The 18,701-nt window shown below is 33.8% G+C and carries 16 protein-coding genes, 8 tRNA genes and 1 rRNA gene; all 25 read left to right on the forward strand.

Annotation, left to right across the window (positions count from 1 at the left end; genetic code table 11):
* The first annotated feature begins 41 nt into the window (after positions 1–41).
* The 25 genes from pth to ACO6VN_RS14880 all read left to right on the forward strand — a co-directional run bounded on the left by pth (position 42) and on the right by ACO6VN_RS14880 (position 18,560).
* Positions 42–614 carry an aminoacyl-tRNA hydrolase gene (gene pth, locus ACO6VN_RS14760; protein ID WP_016999906.1) on the forward strand — a complete coding sequence of 191 codons (573 nt, stop codon included), beginning with the start codon at positions 42–44 and terminating at the stop codon, positions 612–614.
* A complete protein-coding gene (gene mfd / locus ACO6VN_RS14765; protein ID WP_422404831.1) occupies positions 611–4,120 on the forward strand; it encodes a transcription-repair coupling factor in 3,510 nt (1,169 codons plus the stop codon). The genes pth and mfd overlap by 4 nt, the downstream gene beginning before the upstream one ends.
* Positions 4,089–5,618 (forward strand): polysaccharide biosynthesis protein, encoded by a 1,530-nt coding sequence (locus tag ACO6VN_RS14770; protein WP_422404832.1) that lies wholly within the window; start codon positions 4,089–4,091, stop codon positions 5,616–5,618. The genes mfd and ACO6VN_RS14770 overlap by 32 nt, the downstream gene beginning before the upstream one ends.
* Before the next feature lie 4 nt (positions 5,619–5,622).
* A complete protein-coding gene (locus ACO6VN_RS14775; protein WP_422404833.1) occupies positions 5,623–6,789 on the forward strand; it encodes a MazG nucleotide pyrophosphohydrolase domain-containing protein in 1,167 nt (388 codons plus the stop codon).
* Positions 6,786–7,052 carry an RNA-binding S4 domain-containing protein gene (locus tag ACO6VN_RS14780; RefSeq protein WP_016999901.1) on the forward strand — a complete coding sequence of 89 codons (267 nt, stop codon included), beginning with the start codon at positions 6,786–6,788 and terminating at the stop codon, positions 7,050–7,052. Before ACO6VN_RS14775 ends, ACO6VN_RS14780 begins: the two co-directional genes overlap by 4 nt.
* Positions 7,053–7,068: 16 nt before the next feature.
* Positions 7,069–7,452, forward strand: a complete 384-nt coding sequence (locus ACO6VN_RS14785; protein WP_064205202.1) for an FtsB family cell division protein — start codon at positions 7,069–7,071, stop codon at positions 7,450–7,452.
* Between the two features lie 83 nt (positions 7,453–7,535).
* A complete protein-coding gene (locus ACO6VN_RS14790; RefSeq protein ID WP_016999899.1) occupies positions 7,536–7,919 on the forward strand; it encodes a S1 domain-containing RNA-binding protein in 384 nt (127 codons plus the stop codon).
* An 86-nt stretch (positions 7,920–8,005) separates the two neighbouring features.
* Positions 8,006–9,271 (forward strand): tRNA lysidine(34) synthetase TilS, encoded by a 1,266-nt coding sequence (gene tilS / locus ACO6VN_RS14795; RefSeq protein ID WP_422404834.1) that lies wholly within the window; start codon positions 8,006–8,008, stop codon positions 9,269–9,271.
* Positions 9,271–9,807: a hypoxanthine phosphoribosyltransferase gene (gene hpt, locus ACO6VN_RS14800; protein WP_016999895.1), complete on the forward strand. Its 537-nt coding sequence runs from the start codon at positions 9,271–9,273 to the stop codon at positions 9,805–9,807. The genes tilS and hpt overlap by 1 nt, the downstream gene beginning before the upstream one ends.
* Before the next feature lie 91 nt (positions 9,808–9,898).
* Complete coding sequence (gene ftsH / locus ACO6VN_RS14805) at positions 9,899–12,010, forward strand: ATP-dependent zinc metalloprotease FtsH (RefSeq protein WP_016999893.1); 2,112 nt, start codon at positions 9,899–9,901, stop codon at positions 12,008–12,010.
* Between the two features lie 64 nt (positions 12,011–12,074).
* Positions 12,075–12,947, forward strand: a complete 873-nt coding sequence (gene hslO / locus ACO6VN_RS14810) for an Hsp33 family molecular chaperone HslO (protein ID WP_016999891.1) — start codon at positions 12,075–12,077, stop codon at positions 12,945–12,947.
* 117 nt (positions 12,948–13,064) lie between these two features.
* Positions 13,065–13,994 carry a cysteine synthase A gene (gene cysK / locus ACO6VN_RS14815; protein WP_064211599.1) on the forward strand — a complete coding sequence of 310 codons (930 nt, stop codon included), beginning with the start codon at positions 13,065–13,067 and terminating at the stop codon, positions 13,992–13,994.
* 141 nt (positions 13,995–14,135) lie between these two features.
* Complete coding sequence (gene folP, locus ACO6VN_RS14820) at positions 14,136–14,915, forward strand: dihydropteroate synthase (protein WP_286314245.1); 780 nt, start codon at positions 14,136–14,138, stop codon at positions 14,913–14,915.
* A 3-nt stretch (positions 14,916–14,918) separates the two neighbouring features.
* Positions 14,919–15,278, forward strand: coding sequence for a dihydroneopterin aldolase (folB, locus tag ACO6VN_RS14825; protein ID WP_016999885.1), 360 nt, complete (start codon positions 14,919–14,921; stop codon positions 15,276–15,278).
* Positions 15,279–15,767 carry a 2-amino-4-hydroxy-6-hydroxymethyldihydropteridine diphosphokinase gene (folK, locus tag ACO6VN_RS14830; RefSeq protein ID WP_016999883.1) on the forward strand — a complete coding sequence of 163 codons (489 nt, stop codon included), beginning with the start codon at positions 15,279–15,281 and terminating at the stop codon, positions 15,765–15,767.
* Positions 15,768–15,951: 184 nt separating this feature from the next.
* Positions 15,952–17,439 carry a lysine--tRNA ligase gene (gene lysS / locus ACO6VN_RS14835; RefSeq protein ID WP_064205418.1) on the forward strand — a complete coding sequence of 496 codons (1,488 nt, stop codon included), beginning with the start codon at positions 15,952–15,954 and terminating at the stop codon, positions 17,437–17,439.
* 287 nt (positions 17,440–17,726) lie between these two features.
* A 5S ribosomal RNA gene (gene rrf / locus ACO6VN_RS14840) occupies positions 17,727–17,841 on the forward strand.
* Positions 17,842–17,854: 13 nt separating this feature from the next.
* Positions 17,855–17,930: transfer RNA gene (locus tag ACO6VN_RS14845), tRNA-Val, on the forward strand.
* A gap of 4 nt (positions 17,931–17,934) precedes the next feature.
* Positions 17,935–18,010: transfer RNA gene (locus ACO6VN_RS14850), tRNA-Thr, on the forward strand.
* A gap of 7 nt (positions 18,011–18,017) precedes the next feature.
* Positions 18,018–18,093, forward strand: a tRNA-Lys gene (locus ACO6VN_RS14855).
* A 28-nt stretch (positions 18,094–18,121) separates the two neighbouring features.
* Positions 18,122–18,196: transfer RNA gene (locus ACO6VN_RS14860), tRNA-Gly, on the forward strand.
* A 15-nt stretch (positions 18,197–18,211) separates the two neighbouring features.
* A tRNA-Leu gene (locus ACO6VN_RS14865) sits at positions 18,212–18,300 on the forward strand.
* 6 nt (positions 18,301–18,306) lie between these two features.
* Positions 18,307–18,383 (forward strand) — tRNA-Arg (locus tag ACO6VN_RS14870).
* A 10-nt stretch (positions 18,384–18,393) separates the two neighbouring features.
* A tRNA-Pro gene (locus tag ACO6VN_RS14875) sits at positions 18,394–18,467 on the forward strand.
* A gap of 17 nt (positions 18,468–18,484) precedes the next feature.
* A tRNA-Ala gene (locus tag ACO6VN_RS14880) sits at positions 18,485–18,560 on the forward strand.
* The last annotated feature ends 141 nt before the right edge of the window (positions 18,561–18,701 follow it).

An 18,701-nucleotide genomic window follows, 5' to 3' on the forward strand; every position in this document is an offset into this window, starting at 1 on the left:
ATGCTATAATAAATACTTAGTATTAATATGGAGGTTACAACATGAAATGTATTGTTGGACTTGGAAATATAGGTAAGAAATTTGATGGAACTCGTCATAATATAGGTTTTGAAGTAGTTGATGAATTGATTGATCGTCATCAATTACAATTAGATAAACAAAAATTTAAAGGTGCCTATACTATCGGATTAATAAATGGTGAAAAGGTTATGCTTATTGAACCGATGACATTCATGAATTTATCTGGTGAAGCAGTAAGGCCACTAATGGATTATTATAATATTGATATTGAAGATTTACTTGTTCTATATGACGATTTAGATCAGCCACAAGGTCATTTGAGACTGCGCCAAAAAGGCAGTGCTGGCGGTCATAACGGGATGAAGTCTTTAATACAACATTTAGGAACAGATAAATTTAATAGAGTACGAATTGGTATAGATCGTCCGACTAACGGTATGAGTGTTCCGAGTTATGTTCTACAAAAATTCTCTGAAGATGAAATGATAACTATGAAAAAGGTAATAGAACGGGCAGCAGATGCTTGTGAAAGTATAATTAAAGGTGAAACATTTCCTAATGTTATGAATCAGTTTAACGGTGAAGTAGAATGAGACATGTCATTCATGAAATTATACAAAAAGATGAGCGATTTCAAGATTTAGAACGTATTTTTGGAGAAAAAAACATACTCGTTACCGGTTTGAATCAATCTAGTAAAGCATTGCTTATTCTAGAACAATATTTGAAACACGATAAACAATTAGTCATTGTGACAAATAATTTATACCAAGCGGATAAATTAGAAGCAGACATACTGCAATTATTACCGCCTGAAGAAGTATTTAAATTTCCTGTACAAGATATTATGATTGAAGCATTTTCAACACAAAGCCCAGACTTAATGAGTGAGCGTGTTAGAACTCTAACCCATCTTGCTCAAAGTAAGAAAGGGTTATTTATCGTGCCAATAAATGGCTTGAAGAAACAACTCACACCTCCGTCCATTTGGAAAGATCATTATAAATCTATAAAAATAGGTGATGATATAGAGTTAGAAGAATGGTCTAAGCAATTAGTTGATATGGGATACAAGAGACAGTCCCTAGTTTCAGCGATTGGTGAATTCTCAATTCGAGGTGGCTTAATCGATATATACCCTGTTATTGGAGACCCTGTACGTATTGAGTTGTTTGATACAGAAGTAGATGGTATGAGAGTCTTTGATGTTGAAACGCAGCGTTCTTTACAAAATGTAGAAGAAGTTGAAATAACAAGTGCAAGTGATTATATTTTCACTTCAGAACAAATCAATAGATTATCAGAACGTATGGAAGAATCATATGAGCAAACGCGTGAAAAACTACCGAAAGAAATTCGTCCTGATTTGAAAGACACTTATCAAAATATTTTAATGCAAGATGATGAATTAAAAGATCATCAGATTTTAAGACGAGTTATTGCATTTATGTATGATGAGGTATCTACATTTGTAGATTATTTAGCAGAAGACGCTCTTATTGTAGTAGATGAATATAATAGAATTAAAGACACTGAAAACTCATTAGATGTAGAAATTGAAGAATTCACGCAATCTTTAATTGAATCTGGGCAAGGGTTTATAGGACAACGCTTTATTGTAGAATCAGCGTTTACTGATTTGTTGAATAAACATAAAATTTCTTATTTTACTTTATTTACAGCAAGCATGCCTGTAGAGATAGAGGAAATGGTCAAGTTTTCATGTAAACCAGTGCAACGTTTTTATGGACAATATGATATTATGCAGTCTGAATTTGATCGCTATATGAAACAAGGATTCACTGTTGTTTTATTGGCAGAATCAGAAACACGCAAAACGAGAATTCAAAGTATGCTCAGCGACATGAAGATACCAACTGTAATAGATCGTATAGAACATATCGATAATAGTGGTCAAGCAGTTGTTACAGATGGCGCATTATCTGAAGGATTTGAATTGCCGTACATGAAATTAGTTGTTGTGACTGAAAAAGAACTCTTCAAAGCACGCGAACGTAAACAATCTAAAAGAAGACAAAAACTGTCGAATGCAGAGAAAATTAAGTCTTATCAAGAGTTAAATGTCGGAGATTACGTTGTTCATGTACATCATGGTGTAGGTAAATATTTAGGTGTTGAAACATTAGAAGTTTCAGGCATACACAAAGACTATATTAAAATTCAGTACAAAGGAACAGACCAATTATTTGTACCTGTTGATCAAATGAACGATGTTCAAAAGTTTGTTGGCTCAGATGATAAAGAGCCTAAAGTTAATAAATTAGGCGGAACAGAATGGAAAAAAACAAAGGCTAAAGTTCAAAAAAATGTTGAAGATATTGCTGATGAATTATTAAAACTTTATCAAGAACGTGAGCAAGTGGAAGGCTATCAATATGGACCTGATTCTGAAGAACAAATGACATTTGAAATGGACTTCCCTTATGAACCAACACCAGATCAAATTACTTCATTAGAAGAAATCAAAGGTGATATGGAAAAACTTAGACCTATGGACCGCTTACTTTGTGGAGATGTTGGTTACGGTAAAACTGAAGTTGCGATTAGAGCAGCTTTCAAAGCTGTGTTAGAAGGTAAACAAGTAGCAGTCTTAGTACCTACAACTATCTTGGCTCAACAACACTTTGAAACTTTTAGAGAGAGAATGCAAGAATATCCTGTAGAAATTCAAATGATGAGTCGTTTTAGAACGCCTAAACAAGTAAAAGAAACAAAAGAAGGTATTAAAAAAGGTTTTGTAGACATCGTAGTTGGTACTCATAAATTACTAAGTAAAGATGTAGAATATAAAGATTTAGGTTTATTAATTGTCGATGAGGAACAACGATTTGGTGTTAAACATAAAGAAAGAATTAAGGCATTAAAAACTAATGTTGATGTATTAACACTAACAGCTACACCAATACCAAGAACCCTTCATATGAGCTTGTTAGGTGTAAGAGATTTATCTGTTATAGAAACGCCACCTGAGAATAGATTCCCAGTACAAACTTATGTATTAGAACAGAATATGAATTTTGTAAAAGAGGCATTAGAAAGAGAGTTGTCTCGAGGTGGGCAGGCATTCTATTTATATAATAGGGTTCAATCGATTTACCAAAAGAGTGAGCAGTTATCGATGCTTATGCCTAATGCGAGAATAGGTGTAGCCCATGGTCAAATGACGGAACGTGAGTTAGAAGAGACTATGCTTAATTTTGTTGACGGTGAATATGATATTTTAGTAACTACGACAATTATAGAGACGGGCGTAGATGTTCCTAACGCTAACACTTTGATTATTGAAGATGCGAATCGATTTGGGTTAAGCCAACTTTATCAATTAAGAGGGCGCGTTGGACGTTCTAGTAGAATAGGTTATGCTTACTTCTTACACGAACAAAATAAAGTACTGACAGAAGTTGCTGAACAAAGGTTACAAGCAATTAAAGAATTTACAGAATTAGGTAGCGGGTTTAAAATTGCAATGAGAGATTTGAATATAAGAGGTGCAGGTAACCTGTTAGGAAGTCAGCAATCAGGATTTATAGATTCTGTTGGTTATGACTTATATTCTCAAATGTTAGAAGAAGCGGTCAATGTTAAACGTGGTATAGAACCTGAATCAGAAGGACCACAATTAGAAGTTGATGTTAAAGTTGACGCTTATATACCTGCAGAATATATCAAAAATGAACAAGCAAAAATTGAAATGTATAAAAAGATGAGAAGTATTACTACTGTTTCCCAGTTAGAAGACTTGCAAGATGAACTAATCGATCGCTTTGGTGAATACCCTGTAGAAGTAGAACGATTACTAGATGTTGTAAGAATTAGATTAAATGGTATTTTATTTGGAATTACCGAGATTAAAGAAACAGGAAATACAATTCAATTAACAACCTCAGAATATACAACAAACCACTTGAAAGGTGACGTATTATTTAAAGTTACAGAACCACTAGGTAGAAAGCTTAGAATAGCTGTTGCGGATAATCAAATGGTGTTTAAGTTACAAAAAACAAAACAGTGGCTTGATGATTTGAAGTTCTTAACAGAAGTTATTAATGAGAGTTTGGTGGATGATGACGCAATCTAAACCGATTTTTAATAGTGTATTACTCTTAACTATTACTATGGTAATCGTTAAGTCATTAAGTGCAATTTATAGAGTACCTTATCAAAATATATTAGGCGATGAAGGTTTATATGCTTATCAACAAGTTTACCCATTAGTCGCGATTGTGAGTGTAGTAAGTTTAAATGCTTTACCTAGCGTAATGAGCAGTTGGATGATTAAACGACCTCAAACTACTATTTCAGCATTATTTTGGTGGTTACAAAGTATTTGTCTAACCATCAGTATAGGGGTGTTAATTTTTGCATCTACTATAAGTAGTTGGATGGGTGACGTACAACTAACACCTATGATTCGCATGGCTAGTATTGCCTTAATACCACTCGTGTTTATTTCGATGGTACGAGGATATTATCAAATGAAACACCAAATGAATACTATTGCGATATCACAAGTAATTGATCAAGTATTAAGAGTGATTGTAATATTTATTGCTATTTCTGTATTTATGTACATGGATGTTTCAATTTATCAAGCTGGAACAATTGCAATAAGTGGTTCAGTTATTGGGCTTTTTAGCATTGTTTTATATTTTTATTTGAAAAGAAAGCCAAACATTCATTTTTCCTGGGAAATAAATTTTAATGATTTAAAAGATGTCATTATTATGACTGTATTATATGCCATATCTTATTTGATTCTTATATTGTGGCAATTAGTGGATTCATTTACATTAATCCATTTACTACAAGATACTGGCTATACATTTCAGGAAAGCATAAAAGTGAAAGGTATATTTGATAGAGGGGCTTCGCTTATTCAAATGGGGCTGATTATTACGACTACATTTAGTTTTGTACTCATTCCACTCCTTACGGAAGAGTTACAGAAGAAAAATCATCATTTAGTTAATGAATATGCTAACACGTCACTCAAAATAACAGTACTTTTCAGTATGGCTGCAGCAATAGGTTTAATAAATCTCTTGCCTTTACTAAATACGGTATTCTTTAAGACGAACGAATTAGTAGGCACATTAAGTGTATTTATGCTTTCAGTTGTATTTGTCACATTTATTATTATGTATACAGCGTTATTACAAGTTAAAGCTAGACGGTCAGTATTACTCATTGCACTTATAATAGGATTACTATTTAAAAGCATAGGAAACTATGTATTTGTGATGCAATTTGGAATATTTGGGGCCAGTTTGGCTACTGTAATATCTTTGGGTATTTATGCATTAACATTGCATATCATCGTCATGAAATTATATCGATTTCAAAACATGGGATTATTTATTGCTAAAGTAATCTTCACGCTAACTATAATGTCTGGATTAGTACAAATAGTGCTAAGTATTCCTACTCAATCAAGACTATCAAGTTTGTTAGTCCTCGTTTTAGCGGGTATTGTTGGAGTTATTATTGTGTTATTAGGTATAATTAACTTGAAAATATTAAAAAGAGAAGAGTGTCAACATTTACCTTTAATGGATAAATTGATGAAGGAGAAGTAAAACAATGTCTCAACAAATTACAGTCGTTGGTTTAGGAAACTATAGTCTTGAAGAACTGCCATTGGGCATATATAGAACGTTACAATCAGCTGATAAAGTATATGCAAGAACAATAGAACACCCTGTCGTGAATGAATTAAAAGAAGTGAATTGGGAAAGCTTCGATTATATTTATGAAAAGCATGATCATTTTATAGATGTATATAATGAAATTGTAGATACGTTAATCGATAAGTCTCGAAATGAAGAGGTTATTTATGCAGTTCCTGGAGACCCGATGGTGGCAGAAACGACGACTCAATTTCTATTAGAAACAGATGCTCAAGTAAAAATTTTAGGTGGTAAAAGTTTTCTTGATGATATGTTTAGAGCGATTAAAATAGATCCAAACGATGGTTTAACATTATTAGATGGTACGAACCTAGAAGAAAAGATGTTAAATATAAGAACAAACACGATTATTACACAAGTTTATGATCAAATGGTAGCATCTGATGTTAAAGTCACTTTAATGGAACGTTATCCAGACGAACATATAGTTAGATTAGTTACAAATGCAAGATTGGGAGAAGCTGATGTTATTACGTGTCCATTATATGAAATGGACCACCACGCATCACTATCTAATTTAACAAGTTTGTTTGTACCTAAGATAACGGACGATAATGAAATGTATAATGATTTTCAGTATTTGGAAAAAACAATAGACACACTTGTATCTGAAGATGGATGTCCATGGGATAAAGTGCAGACTCATGAAACGTTAAAACGTTATATAATTGAAGAAGCATTTGAATTAATTGAAGCAATCGATGAAGATGATATAGACCATATGATAGAGGAATTAGGCGATGTTTTATTACAAGTCATGCTGCATTCTGCTATTGGGAAGAAAGAAGGATACTTTGATATTAGAGAAGTAGTTGGTGTTTTAACGAGTAAAATGGTCAGAAGACATCCTCATGTGTTTGGAGAAGAAAAAGCAGATAGCTTAGATGATCTACATGAAATTTGGCAAAAAGAAAAACAAAAAGAAGGAAAAGTAAAACGTGAAAAATTGGAAAAAATATTTGCTGATTACTTTTTGAAGTTGTATGATAAAACCAAATTAGACAGTTTAAATGAAAAAGAACTTAAAGCATTAATTAATAGAGGGGATTTGAAACTTTGAGATTAGATAAATACTTAAAAGTATCGCGTTTGATTAAACGTCGAACATTAGCTAAAGAAGTAAGCGATCAAGGCAGAGTTAAAATAAATGGACAAACTGCTAAAGCTGGCACAAATGTTAATGTAGATGATGAATTAGAACTTAAATTAGGTAATCGTATTATTGTAGTGAAAGTAACAGGGCTTTCTGAGCATGCTAATAAAGAGAATGCAAAAACAATGTTTGAAGTTGTCAAAGAAGAGAAAATACAAGATTCTATATAAATAAGGAGGTATTCTTATGGCGCAAAAAATTAAAAATTTAGATAATGAATTTACACAGTCACAAAACAAAAAAAAGAAAACTGTCAATAAAACGCGCCAAGTGGTACGAAAAAGATTAACCTTGTTTGGTGGAATTTTGCTACTTATCATTATCATCATGATTATTATGTTGTTTTTGCAAAAAAATCGTAATGAAGAGTTAGTGCAAGAACGTAAAGAAAAAGCTGTAACTTATGAAAAATTACAGGATCAAGAAATAGAGTTGAAAGAACAAATAAAACGTTTAAATAATAAAGAATATATTGAAAAATTAGCAAGAAGCGAATATTTCCTTAGTAATGACGGTGAAATTATATTTAAATTACCAGAAGACAAAAAAGATTCAGAAAAAGACAAATAATCTATATATGACGTTGTATAATTTTGTATAGAAGCATATAATAAGGTTAAAGTGAAATTATATCAGGAGGATACAGTAATAATATGTCAATTGAAGTAGGCAATAAAGTCAAAGGGAAAGTTACAGGTATTAAAAATTTTGGTGCGTTTGTTGAATTACCTGAAGGGAAAAGTGGCCTTGTGCACATCAGTGAAGTCGCTGATAACTACGTAGAAAATGTTAATGACCATTTATCTGTAGGCGATGAAGTAGAAGTTAAAGTATTAACAGTAGCGGATGACGGCAAAATTAGCTTATCTATTAAAAAAGCTAAAGAACGTCCGAAACGTCAAGCGCCAAAGAAAGAAGCAAAGCCTGAAGACTTTGAGAAAAAATTATCAAACTTTTTAAAAGATAGTGAGGATAAGTTAACGTCTATTAAGAGACAAACTGAATCACGTCGTGGCGGTAAAGGTGCAAGACGATAATTGATTATAACTAAAAGAGGCTAATAACTTGAGCCTCTTTTTATTTTGAGATAATCAATTGAATTTATAGATTGAGGTGTGTAACAATGCTCGAGATAACTTGGGAACATGATGATAATTTAGCATTGGCTGTTTCAACTGGGATAGATAGTATGTCGTTATTACATTTACTAAATACGACGTACAAACACACTTACCAAAAATTGATTTGCTTACATGTAAATCATGGCTTAAGAAAAGAGTCGCAAGATGAAGCGAATTTTATTGAAGAATTTTGTGAAGAACATAATATTGAAATATATATTAAAACATTAGACTTGTCTGATGTAGTGCAACAAAATAAAAGTATTCAAGATGTATCTAGAAACATAAGATATGAATGGTTTGATCAAATAATGAAAGAAACCAATAGTACGATTTTATTAACAGCACATCATCTAGACGACCAAAAAGAAACCATAGCATACCGACTGTTTTCAGGTAGAATCGGTCGATCTTCACTTGGTATTTCTAAAAACCAAACTAGAAATGGTTATAAAATCATACGTCCTTTTTTAAATATATCCAAATCAGAATTAAGACAATATCAACATGAAACTCAATTTACTTATTTTGAAGATCAATCCAACCAAGATACTAAATATACAAGGAATTATATTCGCAATAATATTTTACCTATAGTTGATGAACGAGATGAATTATCAACTTCTCATTTAGTTACATTGAACCAATGGATGGATGATGCTCGGGATTTAGTAAATCAACAAGCACAAATGTTTATAAACAAAGAGGTTGTTCAAGGGTCTAAAATAGTAATAGACCGTCATAAATTTAATGATTTAAACCCACTTATAAAAATTCAGATTCTCGATAATTTGTTAGGAAAGTATGTTCAACGTCAATTTAGTATGAAGGCTTGTCAAGAATGGCTCGACATATTTCATAATCAAAAAAAACAATCCGTTATTCCAGTATCTGATGATTGGCAGTTTATTGTAGCATATGATAAATTATTACTATGTAAAGATATTGAGTTCAATGTAAATTCTATATATATAGATAATGATGAGCAATTTATATTTGGGAATTGGGTGATTGAAGCTAAACGATTATCGTCTCCTTTATTTGTAAGAACAAGAGAGCCAGGAGATCGTATTCAGTATTATAACCGGGGAAATAAACAACACAAAAAAGTAAATAGAATCATGATAGACAACAAGATGGATATACATAAACGTGATTACTGTCCGATTATTGTTAACGAGGATGATATTGTAGCAATAGGGGATATTTGGATTGATTCTAACTTTAAAAATGTATTAACTATCACTTATATTGGAGATGACTTTTAATGAAAGATTCGATTAAGTCTGTTGTTTTATCTGCAGATGAAATTCAAGAAAGATGCAAAACACTAGGAAAGCAAATCACAGAAGATTATAATGGAAAAACACCTATTTGTATAGGAATCCTTAAAGGGTCCATTATGTTCATGACAGATTTAATCAAAAATATTGATACGCATTTAGAAATAGATTTCATGGATGTGTCAAGCTATCATGGTGGAACAGAATCAACTGGAGAAGTTAAAATTTTAAAAGACTTAAGTACATCAGTTGAAAATAGAGATGTGATTATCATCGAAGATATTTTAGAAACGGGTACAACTTTAAATTCTATAGTTGATTTATTGAAATACAGAAATGTTAATTCTATTGAAATTGTGACACTATTAGACAAGCCAATGAAGCGTAAAGTGGATATTGAAGCTAAATACGTCGGCGAAAAAATTCCAGATGAATTCGTAGTGGGTTATGGATTAGATTTTGCTGAGAAATATCGTAATTTACCGTATATTGGAACGTTAAAACCTGAAATCTATGAATGATTAGTTAAGTAAGGTTAATTACTAGCGTGTGAAATTATAAATGTGGTAAAATTTTTGTTAGTTTTATTAATTGAGTAGGAGGACAAATTGAATGCAAAAAGCTTTTCGAAATATATTAATGATTGCGCTTTTAGCTATCGTCCTATTTGGTGTGTTCCAGTTCATTAATGGCAACGGACAATCACCAAAACAACTTACATATAATGAGTTTATGACGAAGTTAGAAAAAGGCGATTTAAAAACGTTAACTATTCAACCAGAACAAAATGTTTATATGGTTAGCGGTGAACTAAAAAAAGGTAAAGATGAAAAATATACATCTTCAATCCTATTTAACAACCAAGATGATCTGAAAAAAATTACAGAAACAGCCGATAAGCAAAGTGACTTGAAATTCAATGTCAAAGAAGAAGAAAAACAAAGTGTGTTCGTAAGTGTGTTAACGACACTCATCCCTGTTTTAATTATTGCATTTTTATTTATATTCTTCTTAAGCCAAATGCAAGGCGGCGGTGGCGGTGGCGGCCGCGTTATGAACTTTGGTAAATCAAAAGCCAAACTTTATGACGACCAGAAAAAACGCGTTAGATTCTCTGATGTAGCAGGTGCTGACGAAGAGAAACAAGAATTAGTGGAAATTGTAGATTTCCTTAAAGATAATCGTAAATTCAAGAAAATGGGCGCACGAATACCTAAAGGTGTTTTACTAGTTGGTCCTCCAGGAACAGGTAAAACTTTACTTGCAAGAGCTGTTGCAGGTGAAGCTGGAACACCGTTCTTCTCAATAAGTGGTTCTGACTTCGTTGAGATGTTCGTTGGTGTCGGTGCAAGCCGTGTTCGTGACTTATTCGAAAATGCTAAGAAAAATGCTCCATGTATCATCTTTATTGATGAAATTGACGCTGTAGGTCGTCAACGTGGCGCAGGTGTTGGCGGTGGACACGATGAACGTGAACAAACACTGAACCAATTATTAGTTGAAATGGATGGCTTCGGTGAAAACGAAGGTATCATTATGATTGCAGCTACTAACCGTCCTGATATTCTTGACCCAGCATTATTACGTCCTGGACGTTTTGATAGACAAATTCAAGTTGGTCGTCCAGATGTTAGAGGTCGTGAAGCAGTACTTAAAGTACATGCTCGTAATAAACCTTTAGATGAAACAGTAGACCTAAAAGCAATTTCACAAAGAACACCAGGATTCTCAGGTGCAGATTTAGAAAACTTATTAAATGAAGCATCATTAGTTGCTGCTCGTACAAATAAAACTAAAATTGATATGCGAGATATAGAAGAAGCTACAGACAGAGTTATCGCTGGACCAGCCAAGAAGTCACGTGTTATTTCCGAAAAAGAAAAAAATATTGTGGCTTTCCATGAAGCGGGACATACAATTATCGGTTGTGTATTAGATGAAGCTGAAATGGTTCATAAAGTAACAATCGTTCCTCGCGGACAAGCTGGTGGATATGCAATGATGTTACCTAAAGAAGATCGTTACTTCATGACTGAACCAGAACTATTAGATAAAATAGTTGGACTATTAGGTGGTCGTGTTTCTGAAGAGATTAACTTTGGTGAGGCATCAACTGGTGCACATAACGACTTCCAACGTGCTACTAGTATTGCACGTAAGATGGTTACAGAATACGGTATGAGTAAGAAATTAGGTCCGTTACAATTCGGTAGCTCAGACAGTGGACAAGTATTCTTAGGTAAAGATATGCAGTCTGAACCAAATTATTCAGATCAAATTGCTTATGAAATTGATTCAGAAGTACAACGTATTATTAAAGAACAATATGAACGTTGTAAACAAATTCTTACAGAGCATAAATCTCAATTAGAGTTAATTGCTAAAACATTACTTGTTGAAGAAACGTTAGTCGCTGAACAAATCCACTCATTATTTAACGAAGGAAAATTACCAGAAGTTAAATACGATGATTCTCACTTAGAAGAAGACAATGAACCTGACGAAGATAAATATGAAGGTGACTTAACACAACAAGAAGGCACATTAGATGTCGAAGATGACAAAATTGGTAAATCTTACGAAGAGGTTAAAAAAGAAGAATCTCATAATTCGAAAGATGAACAAGAATCTGATGAAGAAAAATCTAATGATGAGCCAGCACATAAAGAAGAACCAAATATCGATGATTTAGGTGACAATAAACCTACAGATCGTAAAGAATAAATTTATACAAGTCCCTTTCAATAGTTTGATTGAGAGGGGCTTTTTTTAAAGAAGGAGTATATTTATGACAAAAGATTATTTAGTAAGAGCATTGGCATTTAATGATGAAGTACGTGCTTTTGCTGTACAGACTACAAATACAATTCAAGAAGCTCAAACAAGACATTACACATGGCCAACTGCTTCTGCTGCATTGGGAAGATCGATGACAGCAGGCGTGATAATGGGTTCAATGTTAAAAAATGAAGAGAAATTAACGATTACTATCGACGGAGGCGGACCTATAGGTAAAATTATGGTAGATGCTAATGCTAAAGGTGAAGTTAGAGGTTATGTTCAAAATCCTCAAACTCATTTCCCGTTAAATGATCAAGGTAAATTGGACGTAAGACGTGCAGTAGGTACAGATGGTATGTTAAGCGTCGTAAAAGATATTGGGCTAAAAGACTATTTCACAGGTTCTACACCGATTGTTTCGGGAGAACTTGGCGAAGACTTTACTTATTATTTTGTTACGAGTGAACAAGTTCCATCAGCTGTTGGACTAGGTGTACTGGTAAACCCAGATAATTCTATTAAAGCAGCAGGCGGGTTTGTTATTCAGCTTATGCCAGGTGCTTCTGAAGAAACGATTGAAGCGATTGAAGAAAAAATTAATCAAATGGAACCTGTCTCTAAATTGATAGATAGAGGCCTTTCACCAGAAGAATTAATTGAAACGGTGTTAGGAAAAGAAAACACAAGAATAATTGATAACATGGAAGTAGAGTTCAAATGTAATTGTTCAAGAGAAAAATTCTTAAATGCAATTAAAGGTTTAGGAGAGGCAGAAATCGACTCAATGATAGAAGAAGATCATGGAGCTGAAGTAGAATGCCATTTCTGTAGGACGAAATATAATTTTACAGAAGAAGATTTAATGTCACTTAAAAAATAAATGTAAAAAGTAATTTAGTAAATACTTTCACTTTAAGGCGTATTTTGTTATAATAAGTATATCCGATAAAGAAACTAAGATATGAAATTGAAAATACTGACTAGGAGTGAATTATAAATGGCTAAGAGAGTAAATAATATTGTTGAATTAATTGGAGATACACCTGTTGTTAAATTAAATAGAGTAGTGGAAGATGGTTCGGCAGATGTTTATGTAAAATTAGAATATCAAAACCCGGGTAGTTCAGTTAAAGATAGAATCGCTTTAGCGATGTTAGAAGCTGCTGAAAAAGAAGGCAAAATTAAACCGGGCGATACTATTATAGAGCCTACATCTGGTAATACTGGTATCGGTCTAGCAATGGTAGCAGCTGCAAAAGGTTACAAAGCAGTATTTGTTATGCCGGACACAATGAGTAGTGAACGTCGTGCGCTATTAAAAGCTTATGGTGCCGAATTAGTATTGACACCTGGAGCTGAAGGAATGAAAGGTGCAATCAAAAAAGCAAAAGAACTCAAAGAAGAAAAAGGCTATTTTGAACCACAACAATTCGAAAACCCAGCAAACCCTAAAGTTCATGAATTAACAACTGGTCCAGAATTAGTTGAACAATTCGAAGGTACAGAAATAGATGCTTTCTTAGCTGGTGTCGGTACAGGCGGAACATTAACTGGTGCAGGTAAAGTGCTTAAAGAAAAATACCCTAACATCCAAATCGTAGCTATTGAGCCTGAAGATTCTGCTATATTAAGTGGTGGAAACCCAGGACCACATAAACTACAAGGTTTAGGTGCAGGATTTGTCCCAGACACTTTAGATACAAAAGTTTATGATGATGTTATTAAAGTAGGAAATGAAGAAGCGATGGAAATGTCTAGAAGAGTTGCTAAAGAAGAAGGGATTCTTGGCGGTATTTCATCTGGTGCTGCTATAAAAGCTGCATTGAAAAAAGCAAAAGAATTAGGTGAAGGTAAAACAGTTGTTACAGTATTACCAAGTAACGGTGAACGTTACCTATCTACACCATTATACGCTTTTGAAGACTAATCATTTATAATTTTATAATGTATTAACTTTTAATTACGAATCACGTCTAGAATAAATAACTTAAATAAGTTATTTCATTTAGGCGTGATTTTTTAAATTTGTTATAATAAGTTTATCTATGTAAAAGGTAGGTTTTCTATTGTGAAAAATACGAAAGTTATGGGTATTTTAAATGTGACGCCAGATTCTTTTTCTGATGGTGGTTCTTATAATAGTGTTGAAAATGCTAGAGCACATGCTGAACAATTAATAAGTGAAGGTGCAGATATTATAGATATTGGCGGTTTTTCAACACGTCCTGGACATACTAAAGTAACGTTAGAAGAAGAATTGAATAGAGTTATACCTGTAATAGAAGCATTAAATGACTTAGATGTTCAATTATCGGTAGACACGTTTAGAAGCCAAGTTGCAGAAGAATCGTTAAAACGTGGTGTAACGATGATTAACGATCAATGGGCTGGGTTATATGACCCTGAAATATTTAATGTTGTTGCGAAATATGATGCCGAAATTATTTTAATGCATAATGGGGACGGCAACCGAGAAATGCCAGTGATGGATGAATTGCTATTATCTTTATTGAAACAAGCAAATCAAGCAGAAATAGCAGGAATACCCGAAAAAAATATTTGGTTAGATCCTGGTATTGGATTTGCTAAATCAAGAGAAGAAGAACGTATAGTAATGTCGAGGTTAGATGAATTAGTAGCAACAGGTTATAAAGTGATGCTGGCTACAAGTAGAAAACGTCTCATCAATGATTTACTAGGTGGAAATATAGATGTGAAAGAGCGTGATGAAGCAACTGCAGCAACGACAGCTTTTGGAATTGAAAAAGGTATTCATGCTGTACGCGTACACAACGTAAAAATGAATAAAAGAGTTGCGCAAACTATTGATGCTTTGAAAGGGATATAAAATATGGATAAAATTATACTAGATGGCATGTCTTTTTATGGATATCATGGAGCATTTAAAGCTGAAAACGAATTAGGGCAGATATTTTTAGTAGATTTAGAATTGAAATTAGATTTATCTGAAGCTGGAGAAACAGATGATTTAGAAAAGACTGTAAACTACGGTGAAGTATTCGAGATTGTTAAAGAAATAATGGAAGGCGAACCAGTACAATTAATTGAACATCTCGCAGAACGTATTGCAAAACAATTATTTTCGCACTATAATCGAGTATTGGAAACTAAAGTAAAGATTACGAAAAATAATCCGCCAATTCCGGGACATTATAATGGTGTTGGTATTGAGATCGTGAGGAAGAGATAAATGCATACCGCATATTTAGGTTTAGGAAGTAATATAGGAGAGAGGGAACTTCAATTAGAACAAGCAGTTACATTTTTAAATTCAGAAGAAGGTATCAAAGTAACGCAAGTATCTCCAATATATGAAACAAAACCGGTAGGATACACAGAACAACCTGATTTTTTGAATATGTGTATCGAAATCTCAACTGAATTAGAAGCATTAGACTTGTTGAAAGTATGTATGATGGTTGAGCAACAATTACATCGTGTTAGAAATGAACGATGGGGACCACGTACCATTGATATTGATATATTATTATATGATCAATCCGTTATTCAATCACCAGACTTAGAAGTGCCACACCCAAGAATGACAGAAAGAGCATTTGTGATGGTACCACTTAATGATATCGCCTCAAATGTTGTTGAACCAATATCCAAAAAATATATTTGGGAGCTATTGCCAAACGACGAACAAGTAGTAAAGTATAATAAAGAAAGAGGTTAGACCATGTGGGAAATAGGAAATGAAAAAACATGCTTCATGGTACTTAAAAGGTGTAAGAGGTAAAGGTAAGTTCAAAAGTTATAAATCAAACAAATACAAGAGATGAGTTAGTAAGTATTCTTGAACAATTTGTTGAAGAGCAACAACAAGAAATAAGTGCAATTTAATTAAGGAGTGGAAGATCATGTCAGAAGAAATGAATGACCAAATGTTGGTTCGAAGAGAAAAACTACAAGAATTAAGAGATTTAGGTATTGATCCATTCGGGCAGAAATTTGTAAGAAGCGGAGATTCTGTTACTTTACATAAAGAATGGGACGAATTTACAAAAGAAGAACTTCAAGAAAAAGAAGAAGAGTCTTCAGTTGCTATAGCTGGACGTTTGATGACTAAAAGAGGTAAAGGTAAAGCAGGATTTGCTCATGTTAAAGATATAACAGGACAAATTCAAATTTATGTTCGTAAAGACCAAGTCGGTGAAGAACAATTTGAAATTTGGAAACATGCTGATTTAGGAGACATAGTTGGAATTAAAGGTGTTATGTTCAAGACGAATACTGGTGAATTATCTGTTAAAGCGAAAGAATTCGTAGTATTAACTAAGTCTTTAAGACCTTTACCAGATAAATATCATGGTTTACAAGACATTGAACAACGCTATCGTCAACGTTACTTAGACTTAATTACAAGTGAAGAATCAACAAAAACATTCATTACACGTAGCCAAATTATTCAAGAGATGAGAAATTACTTGAACCAAAAAGGTTTCTTAGAAGTTGAAACACCAATGATGCATCAAATAGCAGGAGGTGCTTCAGCACGCCCGTTCGTTACACATCATAATGCTTTAGATGCTACTTTATACATGAGAATAGCAATTGAATTGCACTTAAAACGACTTATTGTTGGTGGTTTAGAAAAAGTATATGAAATCGGAAGAGTATTCCGTAATGAAGGTGTGTCAACGAGACATAACCCTGAGTTCACTATGATAGAGTTATATGAAGCTTATGCAGACTATAATGATATTATGGATTTAACTGAAGCAATGGTCGCTTCAATAGCTGAAAAAGTACTTGGTTCTGCTACAATTCAATATGGAGAAGAAACAATCGATCTAGCTTCAAAATGGAAGAGATGGCACATGGTAGATGCTGTCAAAGAATATACAGGAGTAGACTTCTATGAAGTTAAAACTGATGAAGAGGCACATGAATTAGCAAAACAACATAATATAGAAGTAGAAGATCGTATGACATATGGTCATATCTTAAATGAATTCTTCGAACAAAAAGTAGAAGAAGAATTAATTCAACCTACGTTTATTTATGGACATCCAATTGAAATATCACCATTAGCTAAGAAAAATCCAGAAGATCCACGATTTACTGATCGCTTCGAACTATTTATAGTTGGTAGAGAACACGCTAATGCATTTACAGAATTAAATGATCCAATCGATCAACGTGAAAGATTTGAAGCACAAGTGAAAGAAAAAGATCAAGGTAATGATGAAGCACATGAAATGGATGAAGATTTCATCGAAGCATTAGAATATGGTATGCCTCCGACAGGTGGATTAGGTATTGGTATTGACCGTTTAGTTATGCTATTAACAAATTCAGCATCTATAAGAGATGTACTATTATTCCCATATATGAGACAAAAATAATTTTATGTTCGGCAATAACCTTTAATAATAAGGTTATTGCCTTTATTTTTGGTATTAAATGACATAAATAAAGCGTTAAAACGTTTTCTTATTAAAAAAACAACTTTTTTCATAAAAAGCATTGACGAAAGAATATAAATTGGGTATTATATAAAGGTCGCTGAAAACAAGCGGACGTGAATTCGAAAACTTTGTAAAGAAAGTTAACAAGGTGTAAAATTTACTATTGAAAAACATAAACTAACTCTATATAATATATAAAGTAAGACAAAAACGAAACAACATTGTCTGGTGGCGATAGCAAAGAGGTCACACCTGTTCCCATGCCGAACACAGAAGTTAAGCTCTTTAGCGCCGATGGTAGTTGGACTTACGTTCCGCGAGAGTAGGACGCTGCCGGGCAGTATTGTTAATTGGAGAATTAGCTCAGCTGGGAGAGCATCTGCCTTACAAGCAGAGGGTCGGCGGTTCGAACCCGTCATTCTCCACCATTTAGCCGGCCTAGCTCAACTGGTAGAGCAACTGACTTGTAATCAGTAGGTTGGGGGTTCAAGTCCTCTGGCCGGCACCATGTTTTAGAGCCATTAGCTCAGTTGGTAGAGCATCTGACTTTTAATCAGAGGGTCAGAGGTTCGAATCCTCTATGGCTCACCATTAATAATATTGTAAAAATAATGATTTAGCGGAAGTAGTTCAGCGGTAGAATACAACCTTGCCAAGGTTGGGGTCGCGGGTTCGAATCCCGTCTTCCGCTCCATTTTTATTTTTTCTTGCCGGGGTGGCGGAACTGGCAGACGCACAGGACTTAAAATCCTGCGATAAGTGATTATCGTACCGGTTCGATTCCGGTCCTCGGCACCATTTTTAGCGCCCGTAGCTCAATTGGATAGAGCGTTTGACTACGGATCAAGAGGCTAGGGGTTCGACTCCTCTCGGGCGCGCCATTATTAATAACGGGAAGTAGCTCAGCTTGGTAGAGCACTTGGTTTGGGACCAAGGGGTCGCAGGTTCGAATCCTGTCTTCCCGACTTCTATTAAATATTTTGGGGGCTTAGCTCAGATGGGAGAGCGCCTGCTTTGCACGCAGGAGGTCAGCGGTTCGATCCCGCTAGTCTCCACCATTTATAAAATAGATAATGAACATTGAAAACTGAATGACAATATGTCAACGTTAATTCCAATAATTGAGTACTGAAAGTACTTCAAAGAGTGATTGGCTTAACCAATCAACAAGAGCTAATCAAGCTTACTTCTTTTATGGA

This window comes from Mammaliicoccus sp. JADD-157, from assembly GCF_049310805.1.
In the GTDB taxonomy this organism is placed as follows: domain Bacteria; phylum Bacillota; class Bacilli; order Staphylococcales; family Staphylococcaceae; genus Mammaliicoccus; species Mammaliicoccus lentus.

Bases quoted from the DNA above. Each gene is read 5' to 3' on its own strand.
- pth (WP_016999906.1), top strand. From the start codon at position 42: ATGAAATGTATTGTTGGACTTGGAAATATAGGTAAGAAATTTGATGGA.
- mfd (WP_422404831.1), top strand. From the start codon at position 611: ATGAGACATGTCATTCATGAAATTATACAAAAAGATGAGCGATTTCAA.
- ACO6VN_RS14770 (WP_422404832.1), top strand. From the start codon at position 4,089: ATGAGAGTTTGGTGGATGATGACGCAATCTAAACCGATTTTTAATAGT.
- ACO6VN_RS14775 (WP_422404833.1), top strand. From the start codon at position 5,623: ATGTCTCAACAAATTACAGTCGTTGGTTTAGGAAACTATAGTCTTGAA.
- ACO6VN_RS14785 (WP_064205202.1), top strand. From the start codon at position 7,069: ATGGCGCAAAAAATTAAAAATTTAGATAATGAATTTACACAGTCACAA.
- ACO6VN_RS14790 (WP_016999899.1), top strand. From the start codon at position 7,536: ATGTCAATTGAAGTAGGCAATAAAGTCAAAGGGAAAGTTACAGGTATT.
- tilS (WP_422404834.1), top strand. From the start codon at position 8,006: ATGCTCGAGATAACTTGGGAACATGATGATAATTTAGCATTGGCTGTT.
- hpt (WP_016999895.1), top strand. From the start codon at position 9,271: ATGAAAGATTCGATTAAGTCTGTTGTTTTATCTGCAGATGAAATTCAA.
- ftsH (WP_016999893.1), top strand. From the start codon at position 9,899: ATGCAAAAAGCTTTTCGAAATATATTAATGATTGCGCTTTTAGCTATC.
- hslO (WP_016999891.1), top strand. From the start codon at position 12,075: ATGACAAAAGATTATTTAGTAAGAGCATTGGCATTTAATGATGAAGTA.
- cysK (WP_064211599.1), top strand. From the start codon at position 13,065: ATGGCTAAGAGAGTAAATAATATTGTTGAATTAATTGGAGATACACCT.
- folB (WP_016999885.1), top strand. From the start codon at position 14,919: ATGGATAAAATTATACTAGATGGCATGTCTTTTTATGGATATCATGGA.
- folK (WP_016999883.1), top strand. From the start codon at position 15,279: ATGCATACCGCATATTTAGGTTTAGGAAGTAATATAGGAGAGAGGGAA.
- lysS (WP_064205418.1), top strand. From the start codon at position 15,952: ATGTCAGAAGAAATGAATGACCAAATGTTGGTTCGAAGAGAAAAACTA.